Annotated in this window: 17 protein-coding genes and 2 pseudogenes; 7 read left to right on the top strand and 12 right to left on the bottom strand. The window is 49.9% G+C overall.

What is annotated here, in order from left to right:
- Positions 1-42: 42 nt before the first annotated feature.
- From purK to ppiB, 6 genes are all read right to left on the bottom strand, one after another.
- Positions 43-1,110, bottom strand: coding sequence for a 5-(carboxyamino)imidazole ribonucleotide synthase (gene purK, locus EDF81_RS20440; RefSeq protein ID WP_123350002.1), 1,068 nt, complete (start codon positions 1,108-1,110; stop codon positions 43-45).
- Positions 1,107-1,616, bottom strand: a complete 510-nt coding sequence (gene purE, locus EDF81_RS20435) for a 5-(carboxyamino)imidazole ribonucleotide mutase (RefSeq protein ID WP_123350001.1) — start codon at positions 1,614-1,616, stop codon at positions 1,107-1,109. Before purE ends, purK begins: the two co-directional genes overlap by 4 nt.
- Before the next feature lie 132 nt (positions 1,617-1,748).
- Complete coding sequence (locus tag EDF81_RS20430; protein WP_123350000.1) at positions 1,749-2,990, bottom strand: MFS transporter; 1,242 nt, start codon at positions 2,988-2,990, stop codon at positions 1,749-1,751.
- Between the two features lie 131 nt (positions 2,991-3,121).
- Positions 3,122-4,084, bottom strand: coding sequence for a nickel/cobalt transporter (locus tag EDF81_RS20425; RefSeq protein WP_123349999.1), 963 nt, complete (start codon positions 4,082-4,084; stop codon positions 3,122-3,124).
- 47 nt (positions 4,085-4,131) lie between these two features.
- On the bottom strand, positions 4,132-4,860 hold the full coding sequence (lpxH, locus tag EDF81_RS20420) for a UDP-2,3-diacylglucosamine diphosphatase (protein ID WP_123349998.1): 729 nt from the start codon (positions 4,858-4,860) through the stop codon (positions 4,132-4,134).
- 3 nt (positions 4,861-4,863) lie between these two features.
- Positions 4,864-5,358: a peptidylprolyl isomerase B gene (ppiB, locus tag EDF81_RS20415; protein WP_123349997.1), complete on the bottom strand. Its 495-nt coding sequence runs from the start codon at positions 5,356-5,358 to the stop codon at positions 4,864-4,866.
- A gap of 173 nt (positions 5,359-5,531) precedes the next feature.
- Here ppiB and cysS point away from each other — a divergent pair, with 173 nt between their 5' ends.
- Complete coding sequence (gene cysS / locus EDF81_RS20410) at positions 5,532-6,917, top strand: cysteine--tRNA ligase (protein ID WP_123349996.1); 1,386 nt, start codon at positions 5,532-5,534, stop codon at positions 6,915-6,917.
- Positions 6,918-6,986: 69 nt separating this feature from the next.
- Here cysS and EDF81_RS20405 read toward each other — a convergent pair whose 3' ends face one another.
- Positions 6,987-7,589 carry a hypothetical protein gene (locus EDF81_RS20405; RefSeq protein WP_184999558.1) on the bottom strand — a complete coding sequence of 201 codons (603 nt, stop codon included), beginning with the start codon at positions 7,587-7,589 and terminating at the stop codon, positions 6,987-6,989.
- A gap of 404 nt (positions 7,590-7,993) precedes the next feature.
- Here EDF81_RS20405 and EDF81_RS20400 point away from each other — a divergent pair, with 404 nt between their 5' ends.
- Together EDF81_RS20400 and EDF81_RS20395 are read left to right on the top strand one after the other, a co-directional pair.
- A complete protein-coding gene (locus EDF81_RS20400; RefSeq protein WP_123349994.1) occupies positions 7,994-10,915 on the top strand; it encodes an autotransporter domain-containing protein in 2,922 nt (973 codons plus the stop codon).
- Between the two features lie 317 nt (positions 10,916-11,232).
- Positions 11,233-12,444 (top strand): diguanylate phosphodiesterase, encoded by a 1,212-nt coding sequence (locus tag EDF81_RS20395; RefSeq protein ID WP_123349993.1) that lies wholly within the window; start codon positions 11,233-11,235, stop codon positions 12,442-12,444.
- Between the two features lie 604 nt (positions 12,445-13,048).
- On the opposite strand, the pseudogene EDF81_RS20385 reads toward EDF81_RS20395, so the two are convergent.
- Positions 13,049-13,592, bottom strand: a pseudogene (locus EDF81_RS20385) (winged helix-turn-helix domain-containing protein); the annotation flags it as partial.
- A gap of 643 nt (positions 13,593-14,235) precedes the next feature.
- On the opposite strand from EDF81_RS20385, the gene EDF81_RS20380 reads away from it, so the two are divergent.
- Together EDF81_RS20380 and leuE are read left to right on the top strand one after the other, a co-directional pair.
- A complete protein-coding gene (locus EDF81_RS20380) occupies positions 14,236-15,450 on the top strand; it encodes a hypothetical protein (RefSeq protein ID WP_123349992.1) in 1,215 nt (404 codons plus the stop codon).
- A 322-nt stretch (positions 15,451-15,772) separates the two neighbouring features.
- Positions 15,773-16,417, top strand: a complete 645-nt coding sequence (gene leuE, locus EDF81_RS20375) for a leucine efflux protein LeuE (RefSeq protein ID WP_123349991.1) — start codon at positions 15,773-15,775, stop codon at positions 16,415-16,417.
- 166 nt (positions 16,418-16,583) lie between these two features.
- Here leuE and EDF81_RS20370 read toward each other — a convergent pair.
- The 4 genes and pseudogenes from EDF81_RS20370 to EDF81_RS20355 all read right to left on the bottom strand — a co-directional run.
- A pseudogene (locus tag EDF81_RS20370) lies at positions 16,584-16,742 on the bottom strand (arsenical resistance protein ArsH); the annotation flags it as partial.
- A gap of 52 nt (positions 16,743-16,794) precedes the next feature.
- On the bottom strand, positions 16,795-17,199 hold the full coding sequence (locus tag EDF81_RS20365) for an H-NS family nucleoid-associated regulatory protein (RefSeq protein WP_184999564.1): 405 nt from the start codon (positions 17,197-17,199) through the stop codon (positions 16,795-16,797).
- 574 nt (positions 17,200-17,773) lie between these two features.
- Positions 17,774-18,001 carry a hypothetical protein gene (locus EDF81_RS24290; RefSeq protein ID WP_123349989.1) on the bottom strand — a complete coding sequence of 76 codons (228 nt, stop codon included), beginning with the start codon at positions 17,999-18,001 and terminating at the stop codon, positions 17,774-17,776.
- A 300-nt stretch (positions 18,002-18,301) separates the two neighbouring features.
- Positions 18,302-18,520 carry a cold shock domain-containing protein gene (locus tag EDF81_RS20355; protein ID WP_123349988.1) on the bottom strand — a complete coding sequence of 73 codons (219 nt, stop codon included), beginning with the start codon at positions 18,518-18,520 and terminating at the stop codon, positions 18,302-18,304.
- A 265-nt stretch (positions 18,521-18,785) separates the two neighbouring features.
- On the opposite strand from EDF81_RS20355, the gene cspF reads away from it, so the two are divergent.
- Together cspF and EDF81_RS24150 are read left to right on the top strand one after the other, a co-directional pair.
- Positions 18,786-18,998, top strand: a complete 213-nt coding sequence (gene cspF, locus EDF81_RS20350; RefSeq protein WP_123349987.1) for a cold shock-like protein CspF — start codon at positions 18,786-18,788, stop codon at positions 18,996-18,998.
- A gap of 75 nt (positions 18,999-19,073) precedes the next feature.
- Entirely contained in the window at positions 19,074-19,244 is a 171-nt protein-coding gene (locus EDF81_RS24150; protein WP_311316605.1) for a YnfU family zinc-binding protein, read from the top strand.
- Positions 19,245-19,247 lie beyond the last annotated feature (3 nt).

The raw sequence follows: 19,247 nt of genomic DNA, 5'->3' as shown, positions 1-19,247 counted from the left end.
AAGGGCCGTCTGAGACGGCCCTTTGTTTTCTGGATCGATAGCTTAACGCAGTTTCGCCTGGGCCCAGGTCAGGCCGCTGTCATACTCGGGCGGCAGCAGCGGGCGCAGCGCTTCCAGAGTCGCATCAAGGCGAGCCGTATCGCTGTCGTTCAGGTTGAGATGGCCCACTTTGCGTCCCGGACGAACCTCTTTGTCATACCAGTGCAGGTGCACCAGCGGTAGCTTCAGCCAGTCGTAGTTCAGGTCGCTGCCAATCAGGTTCACCATCACCGACGGGCTGTTAACCACCGGCGTCGGCAGGGGAAGATCCACTACCGCGCGCAGATGCAGCTCAAACTGGCTGATGGAGGCACCGTTTTGCGTCCAGTGGCCGCTGTTGTGTACGCGCGGGGCCAGCTCGTTGATCAGCAGGCCTGACGGCGTCACGAAGCACTCCATTGCCATCACGCCCACATAGCCCAACTCGTTCATAATGGCGGTCAGCATCGCTTCAGCCTGTTCCTGCTGACGCTGGCTGGCCTGCGGGAAGGCGACGCTGATGCGCAGAATGCCATCCTGATGCAGGTTGTGGGTCAGCGGGTAAAATACTGTGCTGCCGTCGTGGCCGCGAGCGCCCACCAGAGAGACTTCGCCGGAGAAGTTAATTCCCTGCTCGACAATACACTCTCCGTAGCACTCGTCAGGAAGCTGGTCGGTTTCCGTGGCGCGCAGTCGCCACTGACCGCGTCCGTCGTAGCCGCCGGTGCGGCGTTTAACGATCGCCAGCTCGCCGAGACGAGCAAAGACCGACGGCCATTCGCCCTTGTCGGTCAGCAGTTGCCAGGGGGCGGTCGGCAGACTGAGCTTGTCGAAGAGCTGCTTTTGCGTCAGGCGATCGGCAATAATCGGGAAGACGTCGCGATTCACAAACGCCGGATGGCGCGCCAGTTCGCGAGTCAGGGCCGTTTCCGGCCAGCGTTCAATTTCGGCGGTAATCACGCTCTGCTGAACCGGCACCGCTTCCGGCTCGGCGTCCAGCCCAACCGGCCAGACGGCGATCCCTAAGGGCTCACCGGCCTGGCGCAGCATTCGGCCAAGCTGGCCGTTACCGAGCACGCATACCTGTTTCATGCCGCACCCCGCGGGTCCGGGTTATCCAGGACCTCGTCGGTCTGGGTGCGACGCCAGTCTGCCAGACGCTGGTGCAGCTCTGTATCGTGCGTGGCGAGGATCTGTGCGGCTAGCAGAGCGGCGTTGGCCGCACCGGCTTTACCGATCGCCAGCGTGCCGACCGGAATGCCGCGTGGCATCTGAACAATGGAATAAAGGCTGTCGACGCCGCTCAGGGCGGCGCTCTGGACCGGCACACCCAGCACCGGCACCAGGGTTTTGGCGGCAATCATGCCCGGCAGATGTGCCGCGCCGCCTGCGCCGGCAATAATCACCTGATAACCGTTTTCCTCTGCGCCTTCGGCAAAGCTAAACAGTTTATCGGGAGTGCGGTGCGCGGAGACAACTTCTACATGATGGGGAACATTCAGGGCGTCGAGGATTTCAGCGGCAAACTGCATGGTAGCCCAGTCGCTTTTGGACCCCATCACGATGGCGATGCGTGGCGGATGATTGCGCGAAGACATGCGTCTTATAACTCCTGTGGGTGTGCTTCAGACAGCTTTCGAGGGCACAGAGAATAGCACGGAATACGGGCAAGGAAAACGGTTGCGTGGCCGGTTTTAAGGCAAAAAAGCCCCCGGCCAGCGGACTGTCGATTAGCTCCTCGTGTTCACCTGCGGGCGATTATCCAGTCGGCGGATCGCCGGTGTCAGCATGGTGAGCGCCGTCGCAATCACCACCGCAGCGGCGGCGGCCAGCAGCAGATGCGTGGTGCCAAACCAGAGCGCCAGCGGCCCGGCCGCCAGTTCGCCGATGGGGATCGCCACAAAGGAACCCACCGCGTCATAGGCGTAGACCCGCGCCAGCTTATCGGCGGGGATATGGGTTTGCAGAGAGTGCGCCCAGGTGACGCCAAACTGGCCGAAGCCGACCCCGGCGAGGAAGAACGCCGCCATCAGTACCGGCGTAGAGGGAACCAGCCCCAGCAGCGCAATGGGCACGGCACAGAGCGCGACCAGAATCACGCCGATCAGCAGATCGCGACGGGGACGCCAGCGCAGGGCGATCAGCGACCCGACAATCAGGCCGACGCTTTCTGCGGCGACCACCAGACCCCAGCCTGCGCGGCCAAATGAGGTATCGGCGATAACCGGGCCGAGTACCATCACCAGCCCGCTAAAGGCGGCGTTGATCACCGTAAACTGGACCACGATAGCCCAGACCCAGGCGCGGGAGATAAACTCCTTCCAGCCGTCGCGCAGATCCTGGAGCATATTCGAGGTGGATTCAGCCGACTTCTGCGCGGCGATACGCGTGCGCAGATAGAGCGGGGCGGCGGCGGCAAACCCCAGAGCATCGACTGCCAGTCCCCAGCCGGGACCGATGGTGCTGATCAACAGCCCGCCGAGAGAGGCGCCGATAACGGTGCCGCCGTAAATACTGAGCTGAATAAAGGCGTTCGCTTCACGCAGGGCGTGCACCGGCACCGTGTGTGGCACCATTGAGGCGGAGGCGGGCATCGAGATACCGGCCGCCGCGCCGTTTATCGCGCTCAGCACGGTCAGCAGGACGATAGTGGCGGAGCCGTCCAGCACCAGACCGGCGACGATGCCCTGAGAAAGCGCGGCAATCAGGGAAGAGAACAGCAGCACCCGGCTGCGGGAGTAGCGGTCCGCCAGCACGCCGCCCAGCAGCAGAAAGCCGACGTTAAACAGGGAGCGTGCCGCGACCACGATACCGAGATCGGCAACGCTGCCGCCGATATCAATCACCGCAAAGGCCAGGGCAATAGGCGCGATACCGTTACCGAGTACGGTCAGCAGGCGGGCGAAAAACAGATTGCGAAAAGGCGCGTAGTAAAAGGCCCGCCGGGAAGCGGAAGCGGTCGCCGCATTCACAGGAATACCCCGCAACGGCGCGTCATCGTAGATATTTTATGGCCGGACGTCATTGATTCTCTCAGGCACTTTCGTGATGGGTGTGCCGTATTCTGCCTGCGTTTTGCCCGACCCGGGTAGTTTTTCCTGCGTTAACAGCCTGCTGCGATAAAGTCGCCGTTGCTGCTCACCGGAATGGTGGTCAGGAACAGCACGGTGGCAAACAAAATCAGCAGCATGCCACCGGCCACTTTGGCTATCGGCAGCAGCCAGCGCAGGGTGCCATTTTGTTCGCCAAACAGGGCGATTGTCCGGCTGCGTGCGTAGCGCACCGCCAGCGACAGGCCGAAAATTGACAGTGCCGTACCGAGCGACATGGCCATCACCGCCGCGATCCCCCAGGTGACGATCCCCAGGGCGTTAGAAAAGAGCAGGATCATAATCGCCCCGCTGCACGGACGGGCGCCCACGGCGAGAATTACGCCGATCCGGGTGCGCCAGCTGCTGCCGTGCAGATCGACGCCGACGCCGTGATGTCCGCAGCCGCAGGCCTCTGAATGGGTATGATCTCCGGTTGGTCGCAGCCCGCGAATCCGCAGCTTCTGCGGTCGCAAACGCTTCAGGGCCTGCCAGATAATCAGCGCCCCAAAACTACCAATCAGTACCGCGCTGATTTTCTCCACGTACCAGCGACTCTGGCTGAGATCGCCCGCCGCAAGGTTAAAGCCCACCGCCAGAATAAAGACAAACAGAATAGCGCTGACGCCCTGCATCAGACTGCCAAAAAAGGGCACCAGTCGGGTTGCCGTCAGGCTCTCCTGGTGAGTGGAAAGCCAGGTGGTGACGATAAACTTGCCGTGTCCCGGACCAATGGCGTGTAAAACCCCGTACATAAAGGCCCCGGTCAACAACCACAGACCCGCCGTGTACTGATGATTATTGAGCTGGAGGAGATACATCACCAGGTAGCGGTGCAGGGTGATCTGTACGCTCAGGCACCACTGCATAAACGCGCTCCAGTTTGCATAGAGCGACAGGGCGGCGAACAGCACAACGCTTGCCAGCAGAAACAGAGTAGGGAGTCGCAGGTTGCGGGCAAGTGTCTGTGCGGTCATGAATTTGCCGTATGCCGGGGGGAATAAACAGAGAGTATAGGCGAGGATTAACCGCTAAAGGGAAAAACAATCAGCGCTACGTCGTCGCGGGTGACCTTAATCATCGAGCTTTCCGTATGCCATGCCCCGAGGACGGCGCGAAACGCCGGGGCGTCATTGGCGATCAGCTCATGGACGGCAGGACGGTGAGTATGACCGTGGATCAGCCACTGCACCCGATGCTTTTCCATCGTGTTCACCACCGCCTGGGGATTGACGTCCATAATCTCCAGCGACTTGCTGCTGTTGGCGGCTTTGCTCCCGGCGCGCATTCTGGCGGCCACGCGGCTGCGGATAAACAGCGGCAGGGCGAGAAACAGCGTTTGTAGCCAGGGCTGGTGGACTTTGGCGCGAAATGCGAGGTAACCCACGTCGTCGGTACAGAGGGTGTCGCCGTGCATAATCAGCACCCGACGGCCGTACAGATCCAGCACCTTCTCTTCCGGCAGCAGGGTCATGCCGCTCCGGCGGGCGAAGCGCTTGCCGACAAGGAAATCGCGGTTGCCGTGGATAAAGTAGCAGGGGACACCAGAATCGACGACGGCACGGATGGCGGTCGCCACCTCGGCATGCAGCGGATTCGGGTCGTCATCGCCAATCCAGGCTTCAAACAGATCGCCGAGAATATAGAGCGCGTCGGCCCGGCGGGCTTCGTCGCCCAGAAAACGCAGAAAACCGGCGGTAATCGCCGGTTCTTCCGTGCACAGATGAAGATCTGCAATAAACAGCGTTGCCACGAATTACTCGCCGAGGGTCACGCGCTCAATGATCACATCTTCTTTCGGTACATCCTGGTGCATACCGCTGCGGCCGGTGGAAACCGCTTTGATTTTTTCTACCACGTCCATCCCTTCAACCACTTCGGCAAACACGCAATAGCCCCAGCCTTGCAGGTTTTCACCGCTAAAGTTAAGGAAGTCGTTATCCGCAACGTTGATAAAGAACTGCGCGGTGGCGGAGTGCGGCGCCTGAGTACGGGCCATCGCCAGAGTACCACGGGTGTTTTTCAGGCCGTTGTTGGCTTCGTTCTGGATAGCGTCTTTGGTGTCTTTCTGCTTCATGCCCGGCTCAAAACCGCCGCCCTGGATCATAAAGCCGTTAATAACACGGTGGAAAATGGTGTTGTTGTAAAAACCTTCGCGGCAGTAGTCCAGGAAGTTTTTAACTGTTTCAGGCGCTTTGTCATCAAAAGTGTTAATTACGATGTCGCCGTGATTGGTGTGGAAAGTAACCATTTTTGCATCCTGTTCCGTTATAGTGGTGCTTCGACCCGCGAGTGGGCCATATACAGGGGCTTGTTATAGCATAACCGCCGGGTTCGATCACCTTGCAAAGTGTGCTGCTTCGGGGTTGAATTACGGGTAATATAAGTCGCTTTTACACCACACACGTCTACACGGAATCTTCGATGTTAAAAATCTTTAATACACTGACGCGCCAAAAAGAGGAATTTAAACCCATTCACGCTGGTGAAGTGGGCATGTATGTGTGTGGTATCACCGTTTACGATCTCTGTCATATCGGCCATGGTCGCACCTTTGTTGCCTTTGACGTCGTGGCCCGCTACCTGCGTTTTCTCGGCTACAAGCTGAAGTACGTGCGCAATATCACCGATATCGATGACAAAATCATCAAGCGCGCTAATGAGAACGGTGAGGAATTTACCGCGCTGGTGGAGCGTATGGTTAACGAGATGCATGCGGATTTTGACGCATTAAATATTCTGCGTCCCGACAGCGAGCCGCGTGCCACCCACCATATTCATGAGATTATTGAGATCGTCAGTCGTCTGATCGAGCGCGATCACGCCTACGTGGCGGAAAACGGTGACGTTATGTTCTCGGTGCCAACCGATCCGAACTACGGCCAGCTTTCCCGCCAGGATCTGGATCAGCTCCAGGCCGGCGCACGCGTGGAAACCTCCGAGATCAAACGTAACCCGATGGACTTCGTGCTGTGGAAAATGTCCAAGCCGGGCGAGCCGAGCTGGACATCTCCGTGGGGCGAAGGACGTCCGGGCTGGCATATTGAATGTTCGGCGATGAACTGCAAACAGCTGGGCAGCCACTTTGATATTCACGGCGGCGGTTCGGACCTGATGTTCCCGCACCATGAAAACGAAATCGCCCAGTCGACCTGCGCCCACGACGGCGAGTACGTTAACTACTGGATGCACTCCGGGATGGTCATGGTTGACCGCGAGAAGATGTCCAAGTCGCTGGATAACTTCTTTACCGTGCGCGACGTGCTCAAGTACTACGACGCGGAAACCATTCGCTACTTCCTGATGTCCGGCCACTATCGTAGCCAGCTGAACTACAGCGAAGAGAACCTCAAGCAGGCCCGCGCCTCACTGGAGCGTCTCTATACCGCCCTGCGCGGCACCGATACCTCCGTCGCACCTGCCGGTGGTGAGGCCTTTGAGGCACGCTTTGTTGAGGCAATGGATGACGACTTCAACACCCCGGAAGCCTATTCCGCGCTGTTCGATATGGCTCGCGAAGTGAACCGCCTGAAAACGGAAGATATCGCCGCCGCCAACGCCCTGGCCGCGCATCTGCGCAAGCTGTCGGCGGTGCTCGGCCTGCTGGAGCAGGAGCCGGATGCCTTCCTGCAAAGCGGTGCGCAGGCGGATGACGGTGAAACGGCGGAAATCGAAGCCCTGATCCAGCAGCGTCTGGATGCGCGTAAAGCCAAAGACTGGGCCGCGGCCGATGCGGCACGCGACCGTCTTAACGAGATGGGTATCGTGCTGGAAGACGGTGCGCAGGGGACGACCTGGCGTCGTAAGTAAGCGTTGAGAGAGTGAGGGCGATGGCCCTCACTTTTCTATGTATGGAGCTTTTAAGGACGATGTGCGGGTTTACAGGGCGTTATCCAGCTTTCCCAACGATTGCTTAACTTTTGAAATGGTGGACCGTCCGCAATTGACTTCTTTTTGAATGTCGCTGTAGCTTGCCCCAGAAAGAAGCAGCACGGAAATACGATAATGCAACGCTGAATCGACCGGTCTACCCGCTGCCGACTTAATTTCAGTGTCAGGCGGTGATTGGCGTTTTGCAAACTCGGGACTGGTTTGTATGAAATTTATCGCGCCTTCAGTCAATTCCATCAATGTGTTCGTCGATGCTCTGGCAGCAAGGCGTTCTGCAGGGTTTAAAGCATGCAGGCAGTGCAGGGTTGATTTGAGATTCAATGCTGCGATATTCACGCCAGCCTCAGTGGCGATCTGCAGATTTAACCACTCATCTTTCGGTAAGCGGATCAATCCAATCATTCGATATACTAAAATGACATCTCCGGGCTGCGCAAGGCTCAGTAATGATTCAAATCCCGTAATACTGTCGTTAACCAGCTCTTCAAAGATCCGATCAATTTTAAACCCAACTGTCTGACAGGCATGGTTTAAAGCAATTTTTGCCAGGTCGCATTCATCATTTTTAGGGATATAAGCAAATATTTTCATATGCCTGCGCGTTTTAAGACGTTTGAACATCCTCATTTTATAGCGAGGTAAACAAGCTATCAAGGTTTACCTGGCAGGGCTGCTTTTCATTAAGGAATGAAAAGAAAGCCTGACAACGATATGCCTCTTTTATTGATCTCCCTCATGTTACCTTGCCTTTTTATCCAGATGAGCACTTAAAGCACAAGGTTAAGGGACTGGTCTCGTTATTGTTGTTTACACGGTTAACGCTACCACTGGAAGATAATGCATGAGCTGAATTTTATTTCAGGCTGGATTGAATATCATTGTCCCTTTTAAAACACATTATCTTTTAGAACGGCAAAAAAAACACGTCTGACACTGTCTGATTTTGCAGGCAGGAATAACTGTATTCTGAATTTAATATTCTGGAGCACTCAAAAATGTTAAAACTTTCACCATTAACAAAATGTATTATGTTAACTCTTTCTCCCGCCCTACTCTCCGTTGCAGGCATATCTTCTGCATTTGGCGAAGAATGCGGGGCAGCACCGACAACAACCTGTGGTGTCTCAACAATCAAGGGACCGGATCTGTATGTTAATAATAATTCAGGAACGGCTTTCGTTAATAACCCCTCCAGTTCGGGAAGTATATATATGGATGCCAGGAAGCCATCTGATACCCAGTCGCTGACGGTGTCCGGGACTAATATGTCAGGGGAATATATTCAGGGGAGTAATACTGGCACAGCAAACATTACTCTCGAAAACAACGCGCAGGCTGACATGATCGAAGTCGGGGCAGATATTCATTCAACTAATACGAATATTATTATTGATGATTCTATTCTGAACGGTGAACAGGATAGCGTTGAGTATAAAGACCATGTGGGTGATAAAAATTATATGATGGGCGCAGCCATTTTCATTGATCCCCTGGATAATGGTGAGCACAACGTGGATGTCCGTAACAACAGTCAGTTACATGGCAGTATTATCTCCGGTGGCGGTGCTTCACAAACAATCAATATGGAAAACAGTAGCCTGGATAAAGGTGGGATTTACGCCCTGAGCTACGCCTCGGATAACACGGTTTCACTGACTAATGCGCAGATTGATGCGAGTCAAAGTCCTGTTGCTCAGGAAATTTCAGCCATTGCACAGCAAATCAGTGAGAAAAGTCCCTTTGATATCCCGCTTCAAATGAGTAATTTCGATGATATGGCAATTGGAATGTTCAGCACCGAAAACAACCTGTTATCACTGAATCAGTCTGACGTTACAGGGGACATAGGCCTGTTAAACCAGGCAGGTCTGAATCTGATATCGATGACCGACAGTACAGTAGATGGCAGTGTGATGCTGGCGAGCAACACAGGGGAAACGCAGTTGAATGCCTCAGGGAGCAGTATAACCGGAGACGTGACCTTATCCGGCAGTGGTCAGATGCAGCTGGCACTGAGCAACCAAAGCATCATAAAGGGTGATCTGACGCTTGAAGACCCCAGTACGCCATCCCTGAAACGCCAAAGCGGTCTGGGAGAAAATAGCGATACTTTTGCGCAGGTGTCACTTTCTGATAGTGCCGTACAGGGCAACCTCAGGGTTGATAAAAGCGATGCTCAGGTAAGTGTGGCACTGGATAATAGTTCTGTTGGGGGTGACCTCACTGTTTCTACTGGTGAGGGGGATACTGCTTTGACGTTACAGAATAACAGTCAGGTCGGTGGGGACGTGACGCTTGAAGGCTCGGGTAACGCCCAGGTAATGATTTCCGGCAGTCAGTTGAATGGCGATTTAGATACCTCAGCCAATGTGGGTGACACCAGCATCATTATCGGTGATACCTCCACTGTTGCCGGTAATGTCACAACCGGTGCGGGGAGCGACAGTATCGTGGTTGCCGGAGGGTCAAAAGTAGAAGGGAATATTGATGGAGGAAGCGGCACCAATAATCTCATTCTGGATAATAACAGCAGCGTGGACGGCGGAATAAGCAATGTTAACGCGGTGTATGCGACCCAGAATAACTCAATCGTCACGCCAAATATCGATAGCGGCACAAATTACAGCCTGATGAACGGTTCTATGCTGGTGGGGCAAACCATGTCGGATGCCAATATCACAATGAGTACTGACAGCGCAGTCGTTGTAACTGGCGCGGCAACAGGTATGAATACCCTGACGATCAGCCAGATGGCAGAAGTGTCTCATGAAGGAACGTCGGTGGTCGGGTCTTTCAATGATTTATCACAGGGCACCGTTAATTATCAATTCGCCAATGGCGAACAGCAGGTTGCCGCACGCTCTGGTGCATGGAACTACGATGTCACAGCCTCTACTGTGGACATGAATAATCCGACCGCAGGAAGCGAGATTGTCGTGACACAAAAGCACACCGGTCTGGCAAACGATGTTAAGGGGATGATTGCAGGGCTGGACGGTGCAAAACAGTCTGGCCAGGCCGTAGTGGCGGATATCGCCAACCGCATGGACAATCTGCGTAGTAGTTACCTGCTCAATGGTGTAAGTGAGGGGCAGCACATTTGGGGTGATTATCTTTACCAGAATGGGAATTACTCAGACGATGTGGATTACCACAGTAATCTGCAAGGTTTCCAGGGAGGCGTAGACTGGAGTCACCTTCGTGATAATGGAGATGTCCTGACGGGGGGGATTGCACTCGCTTATACGCGTAACCGCGTCAGCGAGGGGGACACTCAGGGTAACTTCGATAACAGCGTATATGGTAACTTCTACAGTGTTTATGGTGGGTGGCAGCAACACCTGCGTGATAATCACTGGGGTTTGTTCATTGACGGCAGTTTCAGCTATGGCGATATGCGGTATTCAATGTCAGCGCACAACGTTCAAAGTTCCACAACGGGCATACAGGAAGCACTGAACGGCACGTATAATGGCAATATGTATGATGCTGAAACCCGTGCGGGGGTAAATATCAAGAACGCCGAAAATATGCTAATTCAGCCTTATGCCGTTCTCGGTTGGAATAAAGTAGAAAGCAACGCGTTTTCGGATGCACAAATTTCATTTGGTAAAAACCAGGTTTCTTCTATGCATGCGGGCGGGGGTATGCGTATTTCCGGTGATATTGCTGCAGCAAATATGCACATCATGCCATGGGCCGATGCACGTTATATCTCAGAATTGAATGATGACTCTACGGTTAATGCTGCAGATTACCGCGCCAATTCTGGCCACAATCAAAAAATGGCTATTGTAGGTGCTGGTGTCAATGTCGGGGTTACCAGCAATTTACAATTTACCAGCGGGGTTTATACCGGTGGTGGAGATGTAGATAACAGCGTCAGCGTACAGGCAGGTTTTAATTTTCGTTTTTGAATACGTTTGGCCTCTCTTCGGAGAGGTCTCTTCAAGCATAGTGTTAATGTGGACACGCTCCCAGTCGAGTTGGACTCTTGATAACATGCTGAGCTGAGCTCAACAAAAAGCGTGGCTTAGGTATACAGGAGCCTTTTAATAGATGAGCGAAAATGGTGATGTTTGCTTTTCGCTCAGGATTCCCCTCTTCTACACAGATTGGCTGGCGCAATGATAGTGATGGGTTTTATCCAGACCATGGTAATCTGGCAAAACAGCCCTTAAGCCATCATATCGTTAGCATCCAGCCCAGATAAAATCCCAAGCGGAGTGAATACATGCTGACCACATTGATATACCGCAGTCTGGTCAATCCTGAGCTGCAGCAGGCCAGCATTCATCAGCTTGTACAGGATGCGCTGTGTAAAAATAACGCGAATCATGTCACAGGCATTTTGCTTTTTGATGGTGCAGAGTTCTTCCAGGTACTTGAGGGAGAAGAAGCGGTCATCAATGCACTCTTCAGCCGAATCAGGGCCGATCTGCGGCACAATTCTGTAGTCCTGCTGATGCAGGACTATTCAGCCTACAGACGATTTCATGACACCGGCATGCGGCTGTTTGACGCAGGCAGCCGTACTGTGGAGTCCATACTTGCGGAGATACGAAACCTCAGTCATTTCAGGGGCTGCTATCTTCAGGATGAAAGGATATTCAGGCTTGCCAGCACATTTCTCGCTCAAAGGGGTCTACACGCCGTACCGCCAGAATTTAACGCCTCGCGGTGGCGCAGGGAAGGCAGGGAGCACTTTACACTCTCTCAATGGCCCGATCTTATTGTGGAAAAACCATGCCAGTTTGCCCTGCAGCCTATCGTTGAGGCGCTGACGGGCAAAGTGTCCTCCTGGGAGGCTCTGATCCGGAGCCCTTCGGGAGAGTCTCCTGCCAGAATGTTTGAATCTGTTCCTGCTGACAGGCTTTATCACTTTGATCTTGAGACAAAAGCACATGCATTCGCACTGGGAAACCGGATGCTGAAAAACAATGAGAAATTGTCAGTGAATCTTCTGCCCGGTGTCCTTTCTTCGATACCCGGGGCGGTGGACACTCTGGTAAAACAGATCGGCGCTGCGGGTCTCAGGCCAGAGCAGATCATTATTGAAGTCACGGAAACGGAAGCCATCACGGATCAGGATGCGTTTTACCAGGCGTTAAAAGCGCTGCGCATTGCAGGAACAGGCCTTGCGATCGATGACTTTGGCTCCGGTTATTCCGGACTGGCATTGCTGGCACGGTTTCAGCCAGACAAGATCAAGATCGATATGGCTTTGATCGAGGGCATCCATCTCAGCGGCGTCAAACAGGCAATAGTGCGATCCATTGCCCGGTGCTGCGAGGAGCTCGGAATAACGGTTGTTGCCGAAGGCGTGGAGACAATGGAAGAGTGGTGCTGGCTGGAGTCTATCGGCATCCATCTGTTTCAGGGGTATTTTTTTTCGCGTCCCATCCTCAACGATGTCGGCAACATACAGTGGCCGGTCAGAATTTAGCCGAGTATTCACGGCCAATCACAGACACAAAAAAGCCCGCAAAACTTACGCTTTGCGGGCTTTCGACTTCATCAGACGGTTCTGGTGGCCGCTGACGGAGGATTTTGGTGGAGCTGGCGGAGTCTGAATAATTGTCTCAATACATTAAATATAAAGGGTTTTTGCGTATTCAACTTTCAGTTGTGTACCTAAACGTGTACCAATTATGAAATGTCATAGTAATACGATCCCTCCTTAGAAATGTGTCTCTTTTTTCATGTGGTCTTTTTTCTTAAACAATAAGCACTGAAAAAAGTTTTTTTGCATTTAACTGTTCACACTGTTCACCTTGATTATTTTTCATTTTATATCATGTGGTTAGGTGGTGAAGGGTTGGTGAAGAGTGAACAGTCGACTCTTCACCTTTGAGATTTTTCGCTCACGCTGAATTATAGGGGGGTAAAAAGTTTTTTTAGGTTTTACTGTTCACTCTGTTTATCTTTGATTTTTTTATATATTTTTCATGGTGTTAAGAGGTGGTTGGACTGTGAAGGGCGAGCAGTCGATTGTTCACCTCGCGAGACTGTCAGGCATAAAAAGACCGGCATATGTCGGTCTGGGTAGGTTATGTTGCGGTGGGTTCGTCGCACTTTGGCAGCCAGTCACCGTTGCTTTCATCCTTAAGCGTCAGGTTGATTTGCGTGCCCTGCTTGGTGTGCCGTTTCTCATAATTCATCCCGTACTCTTTCAGCATCATCGGCAGCCCCAACCCGAATGCTTTTAGGCTCAGCACGTGCCTGTAACCGTTGGCCCCCATATAGACCAGATAGGCATGATAGAGATAGTTACGTGGCTGGCGCGGGATAATATCGGCGTTCCCCATAAACATCCCGTTCGTCTGCGGCAGCGCTTCCAGACAGCCGCAAAAATCAAATGTCGGGTTGGCATCGCGCTTGATGCTGAGCGCCTCGCCGGAGTTCTGCTGTGACTGGAGCAGTGCGCGGGCGCTCATCGGGTCGCTGAACTACTGCATAAGCTGTCGAACAATAACGACCATCTCGCAGGTAATTTTGTCCTTAAGCTGCGGTTCGCATTCTGTTCCGGGAAGTGAATAATTACCCGGCGACGGGAAACATCGCGCTGCGGTAGGTAAAGCGCATCGGGTCGGAATAGGAACAAATTTAACAGGTTAATCGTATGATCTTTAATGGTTTTTATAGATTCGAGAAAAAAACTATACATAGATATAGAGACGTTCAAATGGTGCGCAAGGTTTGATTAGTAAATAGTTTTTTTATGAAAAACTGTTCACACTGTTCACACTGTTCACCTGCCAATTTAGTTCATATAAATCATGGGATTATGATATTAACACTTAGTGAATAGTGCACACTGTAGTGTTCACTCGTGCTGTACTCAATGAATTTTAAGCCTTACCTGAACGTTGTAGGGATTAGCCTCTTTAAATGTCCGCTCAGTGCCAAGAGCGGACGTTGCTAAAGTGACTTGTGATATACGGAGTTAGGGGTAGTCAAAACATTACTGACATAACCGTGTATCGATCAACCGATAGCAAAGTTAATGCGTGGTTTATTAGGTGTACAGAAGTAGGCTTGAGGATGTACTTAGGCCGCCTGAAGGCTGTTGGGGATTGATTTTTCAAGATATGGTATCCTACCTAATAATGGTTTATAAAACTTATCATCTAACAACACATTGCTATACATTCACGGTTTGTATGATATACATCCAGCCAGTATGATAGATGGGCTTTAACCCAGTTACAGGTTGAAGCATACAAGGAGTCAGATAATGTACTTACCATCAAAAAGTCTTCATGACATTTTAGCATCAGAACAAGTTGGAGTTTTTTGTGAGTCTAATTCTTCAGACGATAAAGCGTTAGTAGCAAAATTACCTACATCAGTCATTAAGTCCATTTTGCTTGGTGCTAAGATAGAATTTTATCTATTTGTTAAAATAAATCCCCCGCATAATATCGCATTGGCCTTGAAAGTATTTGATAATAAATCATCACCTTTCCATGCGATACTTGCTCAACGTTGGAATAATCGTAATAATATTTTTGATGATTCATTCTTAGACTCAGATATCCACCTATCTTTATTCGACGAGACTGACGCGAGCGTTGTGTATGGAACAATAAATATAAAAACTAACTTTAGAAACAAAAGAGCTTATAACATAATTGCAAACTTTGAATTTTCTTCAGCAAACAATCATCTAGATAACATTAAATTCACTGATTCGGTATGTGCCTCATTAGGTTCTGATGATGCTAAACATGCGGGATTCAATGTGTTAAAATTTCACTTTCCCGTTAAGGTTAAAGAACTTAAGGCTATCCTTACGCATCACGTAAATCCTCAAGGCTCATCAAGTTATGAAGTGGCTACAGAGATTGATGGTGCGCGTCAGGAGCGTCAGATTTATCAGGCACTTTGCCTGATGAATAACTCCTCAACGACCTTGTCTCCAATGGTAAAGATTGGAAAAAAGGAAAGAGAACTAACAGATGTATTAACTTGCTCGCTAAACAATAAAGTAATTGCGATTGAGTCTAAATGCCTACAAGTAAACGTATCGACCCTGGATAAATCTCGTGAACGAGCTTCATCGAGCATGATTAAGCACTGCAGGAAAGCAATTAATCAATTGGAAGGGGTTTATAAAGTAATCAATAGAGGTGAGAAAATATATAACTCTGCTGGAATAGCGATCTTGCATGGTGGCGATTATGATTTCTATGGAATAGTCCTAATAGATGAATATAGAGAGTCAAAAGAGTGGCCTGAAATAATTGAATTAATAGAAGAGGTCAGCAGGCGCCACAAAGTTTGCATAAATGTTATCAGCGTGTCAGAAATCATTTACAACATGAAGTTAAGCTCATCAAATACTAACACGTTCATTAGCATGCTTCAAAAGCGGCATGAGCTATGCTTAAAAAAGAATAGTATTGACATTAAGATCATTAACTCATCATTACCAGCTATGTTTGACTGACAGTTACACTACTGATTGGACCCCGACCTGTAAAAAGCCACTTTAGATCGGGGGATAAATCTAAGGATAGTAGGAGTCATGCACAACTAATAGAAACTTGGGTCTGCTCCCATTGATTAGTTGAGGGGCATGTATGTAACGTATCGATAAATATAAATAATGAACTTCCGCTCCTCGCTCACAGTGGACCATGCGATGCTTCAGGTGGCGAGCTTTGTGCCAACAGCAGACATTGGCTTACCAACAAAGTAGCCGTGATGTGTTTTCATTAATCCGGGTTACGTTAGAATGGCCTCGTTGAAACGAGAAAACTGGAGTGTAAATGTTTGCTGATTTTGGTGTCGTGAATTTCTGGACGTACCTGCTTGGTGCGACGCTGATAGTCCTTATGCCTGGCCCTGAAACCATGTTCGTGATCAAAACGAGCATTACCAGCGGCATCAAGCGGGGCTTCGCTGCAATATTCTCCATCCTCCTGAGCGACGTTATTTTAGTTCTGCTGACATGGTGTGGGCTGACCGCGGTCATAAGCTCAACCCCTGCCTTATTTAACGCCATCAAATACGCAGGAGCTGCTTATCTTTTCTATCTCGGTGTCCAGACGATACGCGCTATCTTTAAGCCAGCTGTAGAAACGAGTCAGGAAAAGAAATCTCCAGCTGATGGCAAGGGGATCATTGGGCGCGGAATGCTGGTTACTCTACTGAATCCGAAGACGCTGCTGTTCTATATCTCTTTCTTCGCCCAGTTCATCAATATTCAGGCTGAACATTCCTGGATGGCGTTTATAATTCTGGCAGCAGTAATGTTCGCAATTACTCTCGTTTATTTCGGCTTTCTCGTTTTCTGCGGCTCTTATCTTCTAAGCCGTCTGAAAGGCAACCGACGTCTGTCTGCAATCGGAAACGCGTTGGTAGGGATGTTCTTCCTTGGATTTGCAGCACGACTCGCAAGCGCAACTTCCTGACTGGAAAGCTAAACTGCCGTGAGACGGTTTTTTTACGCTCTTTCGCTGGATGGGACGTTCGCTACTCGCTCACAGCGGACCATGCGATGCTTCAGGTGGCGAGCTTTGTGCCAATAACGGACGTTGTTAAGCTCATGCAGTATAGATTCACGAAGAACATACGTTTTATTTTGTCCTGATTGACTCGGGATGAAAGCTCCTGATGGCTCTCTTTTTGCTCGCTGTAACGATCTGCAAGATAACCGGTTTGTCCCTTAAGCAGTACTGTTATTTTAAACAGCTCCTCGGCTACATCGATGGAACTAAATTTTTCTCGACTATTCTCTAAGGCAACTTGCGGCCTATACAAAAAAGAGCCGGGTGATACCCGGCTCTTTTTAGCTGATTTCAAAATCTTTTAATTCCCCACCTTCAGCAATCAGACTTGAGATCCGCTTCGGCATTCGCCCCTGACCTGACCATGTTTTTGACTCTCCAGTTTCGTCAGTATATCGATACTTCGCGGGGCGGGGGGAACGCGTCCTTTTAACCTTACCCGGAGAGCCAACAAAAGCCATAAGTTCGGATGGATCGATATCCTCATCAAGCATCATCTGACGAAGTGATTCCAGTTTATCGCGGCGCTGACTTTCATTTGCAAGACGTAATGTCTCTTCTTCTCGTCGTTCTATAAGAATAATTTTAAACTTTTCCAGAACATCTTCCAGTACTTCTAATGACATTTGGCGAGTCTGAGAACGTAAGGTACGGATATTGTTTAACTGTGTAAGAGCATCTGACATAAGGAGACCTTTTAAAGTTATTTCGTTGTTCAGTAAATACTGATGTCGACGGTTGCTCATCAACCCGATTTTTCTTACTGAGCACTTTGATCCGATTGGTATATATTGTTATTAACAAGGTTTAAACTACTTATATAAATCTCATATTGCAAGACAAAGCTAAGAAGAATGTGCAAGAACTAAATTCTAACTCCTACGAAATGCCCCTGTATTTTTGAAGGTACTTAAAACTATGATGCCAGGAGCCATCCGGAGAGCCTTTTTATACCCTCATAACTTATTGCTTCAGTCATACCTGATGAGCTTTAAATCAGGAGAGGCATTTTGTGAATTAGTGCCGCCACTTAGCCAGGTTTTTCACAAATGGCAAGATGGCACGCAGGGGAGAGACACCTGCATTTTGTCAGAGGGTAGCGAATCACTCTCTCTTTATAGAGGTGTTTCTAAAAAAGTGTAATGTAAAAAAAAGCCTGCTGTTAGCAGGCCATAAATGTTTTTAACTCATTTTTTGTTCGATTCTGATAAATAGGGTAAGCATGCAATTAAACGTGGAGCAGAGAGCATAGCAAAAATGCTATAAATATCTCCTGGCCGCATCAAGTATCTCCTGTGACGTTAACTCTCTGTCAGTAGCCACGTAAACAATGCCATGATCGCCAGTTAAGGAAGGAAAACCTGCAGACATAATCCGAAGATGTGTTTCTTCACCGTTTGGATATTCCTGCCTGATAGAAGATATATCTTCCAGAACTGTCCTGATTTTACAGGATTCAGCATTAAAGAAAACAAGGACTTTTATCATATTCTATTATCCTGTTCTCGCGTGAATGTTAACTGGCAGATGCCATTAAGGTAAAAGCAAAGACGTGATGCTTTCGGAGGCAGCCTCGCCTCTTACGCACTTTATTATTTAACAAGCAGTTAGCTTCTGCTTTCAGACTTTTATGCAGCAGTCCTGCACTTCATCACATCGGTCAGCACACTCATAATTGCGAAAAATATGCTGGCCTGATATTAAGAATAAACGACTTTCATCTGATTTAAGTTATGGATCTGTCTACTCAGGAACAATCCTTCATCGTTATCGCAGATCCACAATTATTTATTTATCGCAAAGTATTACGTTTGCAGCAGCAGGACCTTTGTCTCCGATCTGAATGGCGAATTCAACTTTCTGTCCTTCAAATAAAGTTTTAAAGTTGTCGCCATTAAGCGCGGAAAAATGGACGACGATATCTTTGCTGCCATCAAGAGGAGAGATGAAGCCAAAACCTTTGTCTTCGTTAAACCATTTTACCAGGCCTTTAATTCTAGAGGTCATACTGACTCCTGTTATACATCATTGTATTGATAGTAAACGTATGGACTCAAAAAAGGGGATATCAACGATAGCGCCTGGTAATGAGAACTGCCCGGAAAATTTCTAACTTTCATTAGTACATCGAACTGATGGGATTCATTAAGGCACAGGGAATCGATATAAGCAAATTATCTTTTAGCCGTCCAGAGGTCCTGCAGGGAAAATAAAAGTGGCTGAATGCCATTTCCAATGTATAGTCTTTAAGTGTTTTCAATAAGGAATTGACTTGTCCCATAAAATGACCGGAATTGTCAAAAACTTTGATATTCTTAGTGGTAAAGGCCTCATCATCCCATCTGATGGACGAAAAGACGTTCTGCTTCACATTTCAGCCGTTAACTCCCGCGAATCAGAATTACTCATCCCTGGAAGGCGCATAGAGTTTTGCCGGATAAACGGTCTCAGGGGACCTGTGGCTGCGAACATTTATCTTTCCTGATTTTCAGTGTGTCAAAATAAATAGATTAAAACTTAACCATATGTGGTACGGTGAATCTCATTCATTGAAAGGTTAATGGCTATGTCTGTTATCAATTACGCAATGAAACTCTTCAGCAGTGCGTCTACTTCCGCTGCTGCCTGTCCTGTTTGTGGCTTAAAATCAGCACAACCGTTGTCAAAAATCCGGCTCAACCAGACCATGCTTTGCCCCGGATGTAAGGCTCTGTTTATCTCCCGACGCTAGCTC

Origin of the sequence: Enterobacter sp. BIGb0383 (genome assembly GCF_003751845.1) — a bacterium.
In the GTDB taxonomy this organism is placed as follows: domain Bacteria; phylum Pseudomonadota; class Gammaproteobacteria; order Enterobacterales; family Enterobacteriaceae; genus BIGb0383.
This window is presented reverse-complemented; position numbering and strand designations above follow the sequence as displayed.

What these genes read in the sequence shown, in the direction of transcription:
- purK (WP_123350002.1), bottom strand. Translation starts at nt 1,110, where the DNA reads ATGAAACAGGTATGCGTGCTCGGTAACGGCCAGCTTGGCCGAATGCTG.
- purE (WP_123350001.1), bottom strand. Translation starts at nt 1,616, where the DNA reads ATGTCTTCGCGCAATCATCCGCCACGCATCGCCATCGTGATGGGGTCC.
- EDF81_RS20425 (WP_123349999.1), bottom strand. Translation starts at nt 4,084, where the DNA reads ATGACCGCACAGACACTTGCCCGCAACCTGCGACTCCCTACTCTGTTT.
- ppiB (WP_123349997.1), bottom strand. Translation starts at nt 5,358, where the DNA reads ATGGTTACTTTCCACACCAATCACGGCGACATCGTAATTAACACTTTT.
- cysS (WP_123349996.1), top strand. Translation starts at nt 5,532, where the DNA reads ATGTTAAAAATCTTTAATACACTGACGCGCCAAAAAGAGGAATTTAAA.
- EDF81_RS20405 (WP_184999558.1), bottom strand. Translation starts at nt 7,589, where the DNA reads ATGAAAATATTTGCTTATATCCCTAAAAATGATGAATGCGACCTGGCA.
- EDF81_RS20400 (WP_123349994.1), top strand. Translation starts at nt 7,994, where the DNA reads ATGTTAAAACTTTCACCATTAACAAAATGTATTATGTTAACTCTTTCT.
- EDF81_RS20395 (WP_123349993.1), top strand. Translation starts at nt 11,233, where the DNA reads ATGCTGACCACATTGATATACCGCAGTCTGGTCAATCCTGAGCTGCAG.
- EDF81_RS20380 (WP_123349992.1), top strand. Translation starts at nt 14,236, where the DNA reads ATGTACTTACCATCAAAAAGTCTTCATGACATTTTAGCATCAGAACAA.
- leuE (WP_123349991.1), top strand. Translation starts at nt 15,773, where the DNA reads ATGTTTGCTGATTTTGGTGTCGTGAATTTCTGGACGTACCTGCTTGGT.
- EDF81_RS20365 (WP_184999564.1), bottom strand. Translation starts at nt 17,199, where the DNA reads ATGTCAGATGCTCTTACACAGTTAAACAATATCCGTACCTTACGTTCT.
- EDF81_RS24290 (WP_123349989.1), bottom strand. Translation starts at nt 18,001, where the DNA reads ATGATAAAAGTCCTTGTTTTCTTTAATGCTGAATCCTGTAAAATCAGG.
- EDF81_RS20355 (WP_123349988.1), bottom strand. Translation starts at nt 18,520, where the DNA reads ATGACCTCTAGAATTAAAGGCCTGGTAAAATGGTTTAACGAAGACAAA.
- EDF81_RS24150 (WP_311316605.1), top strand. Translation starts at nt 19,074, where the DNA reads ATGGCTATGTCTGTTATCAATTACGCAATGAAACTCTTCAGCAGTGCG.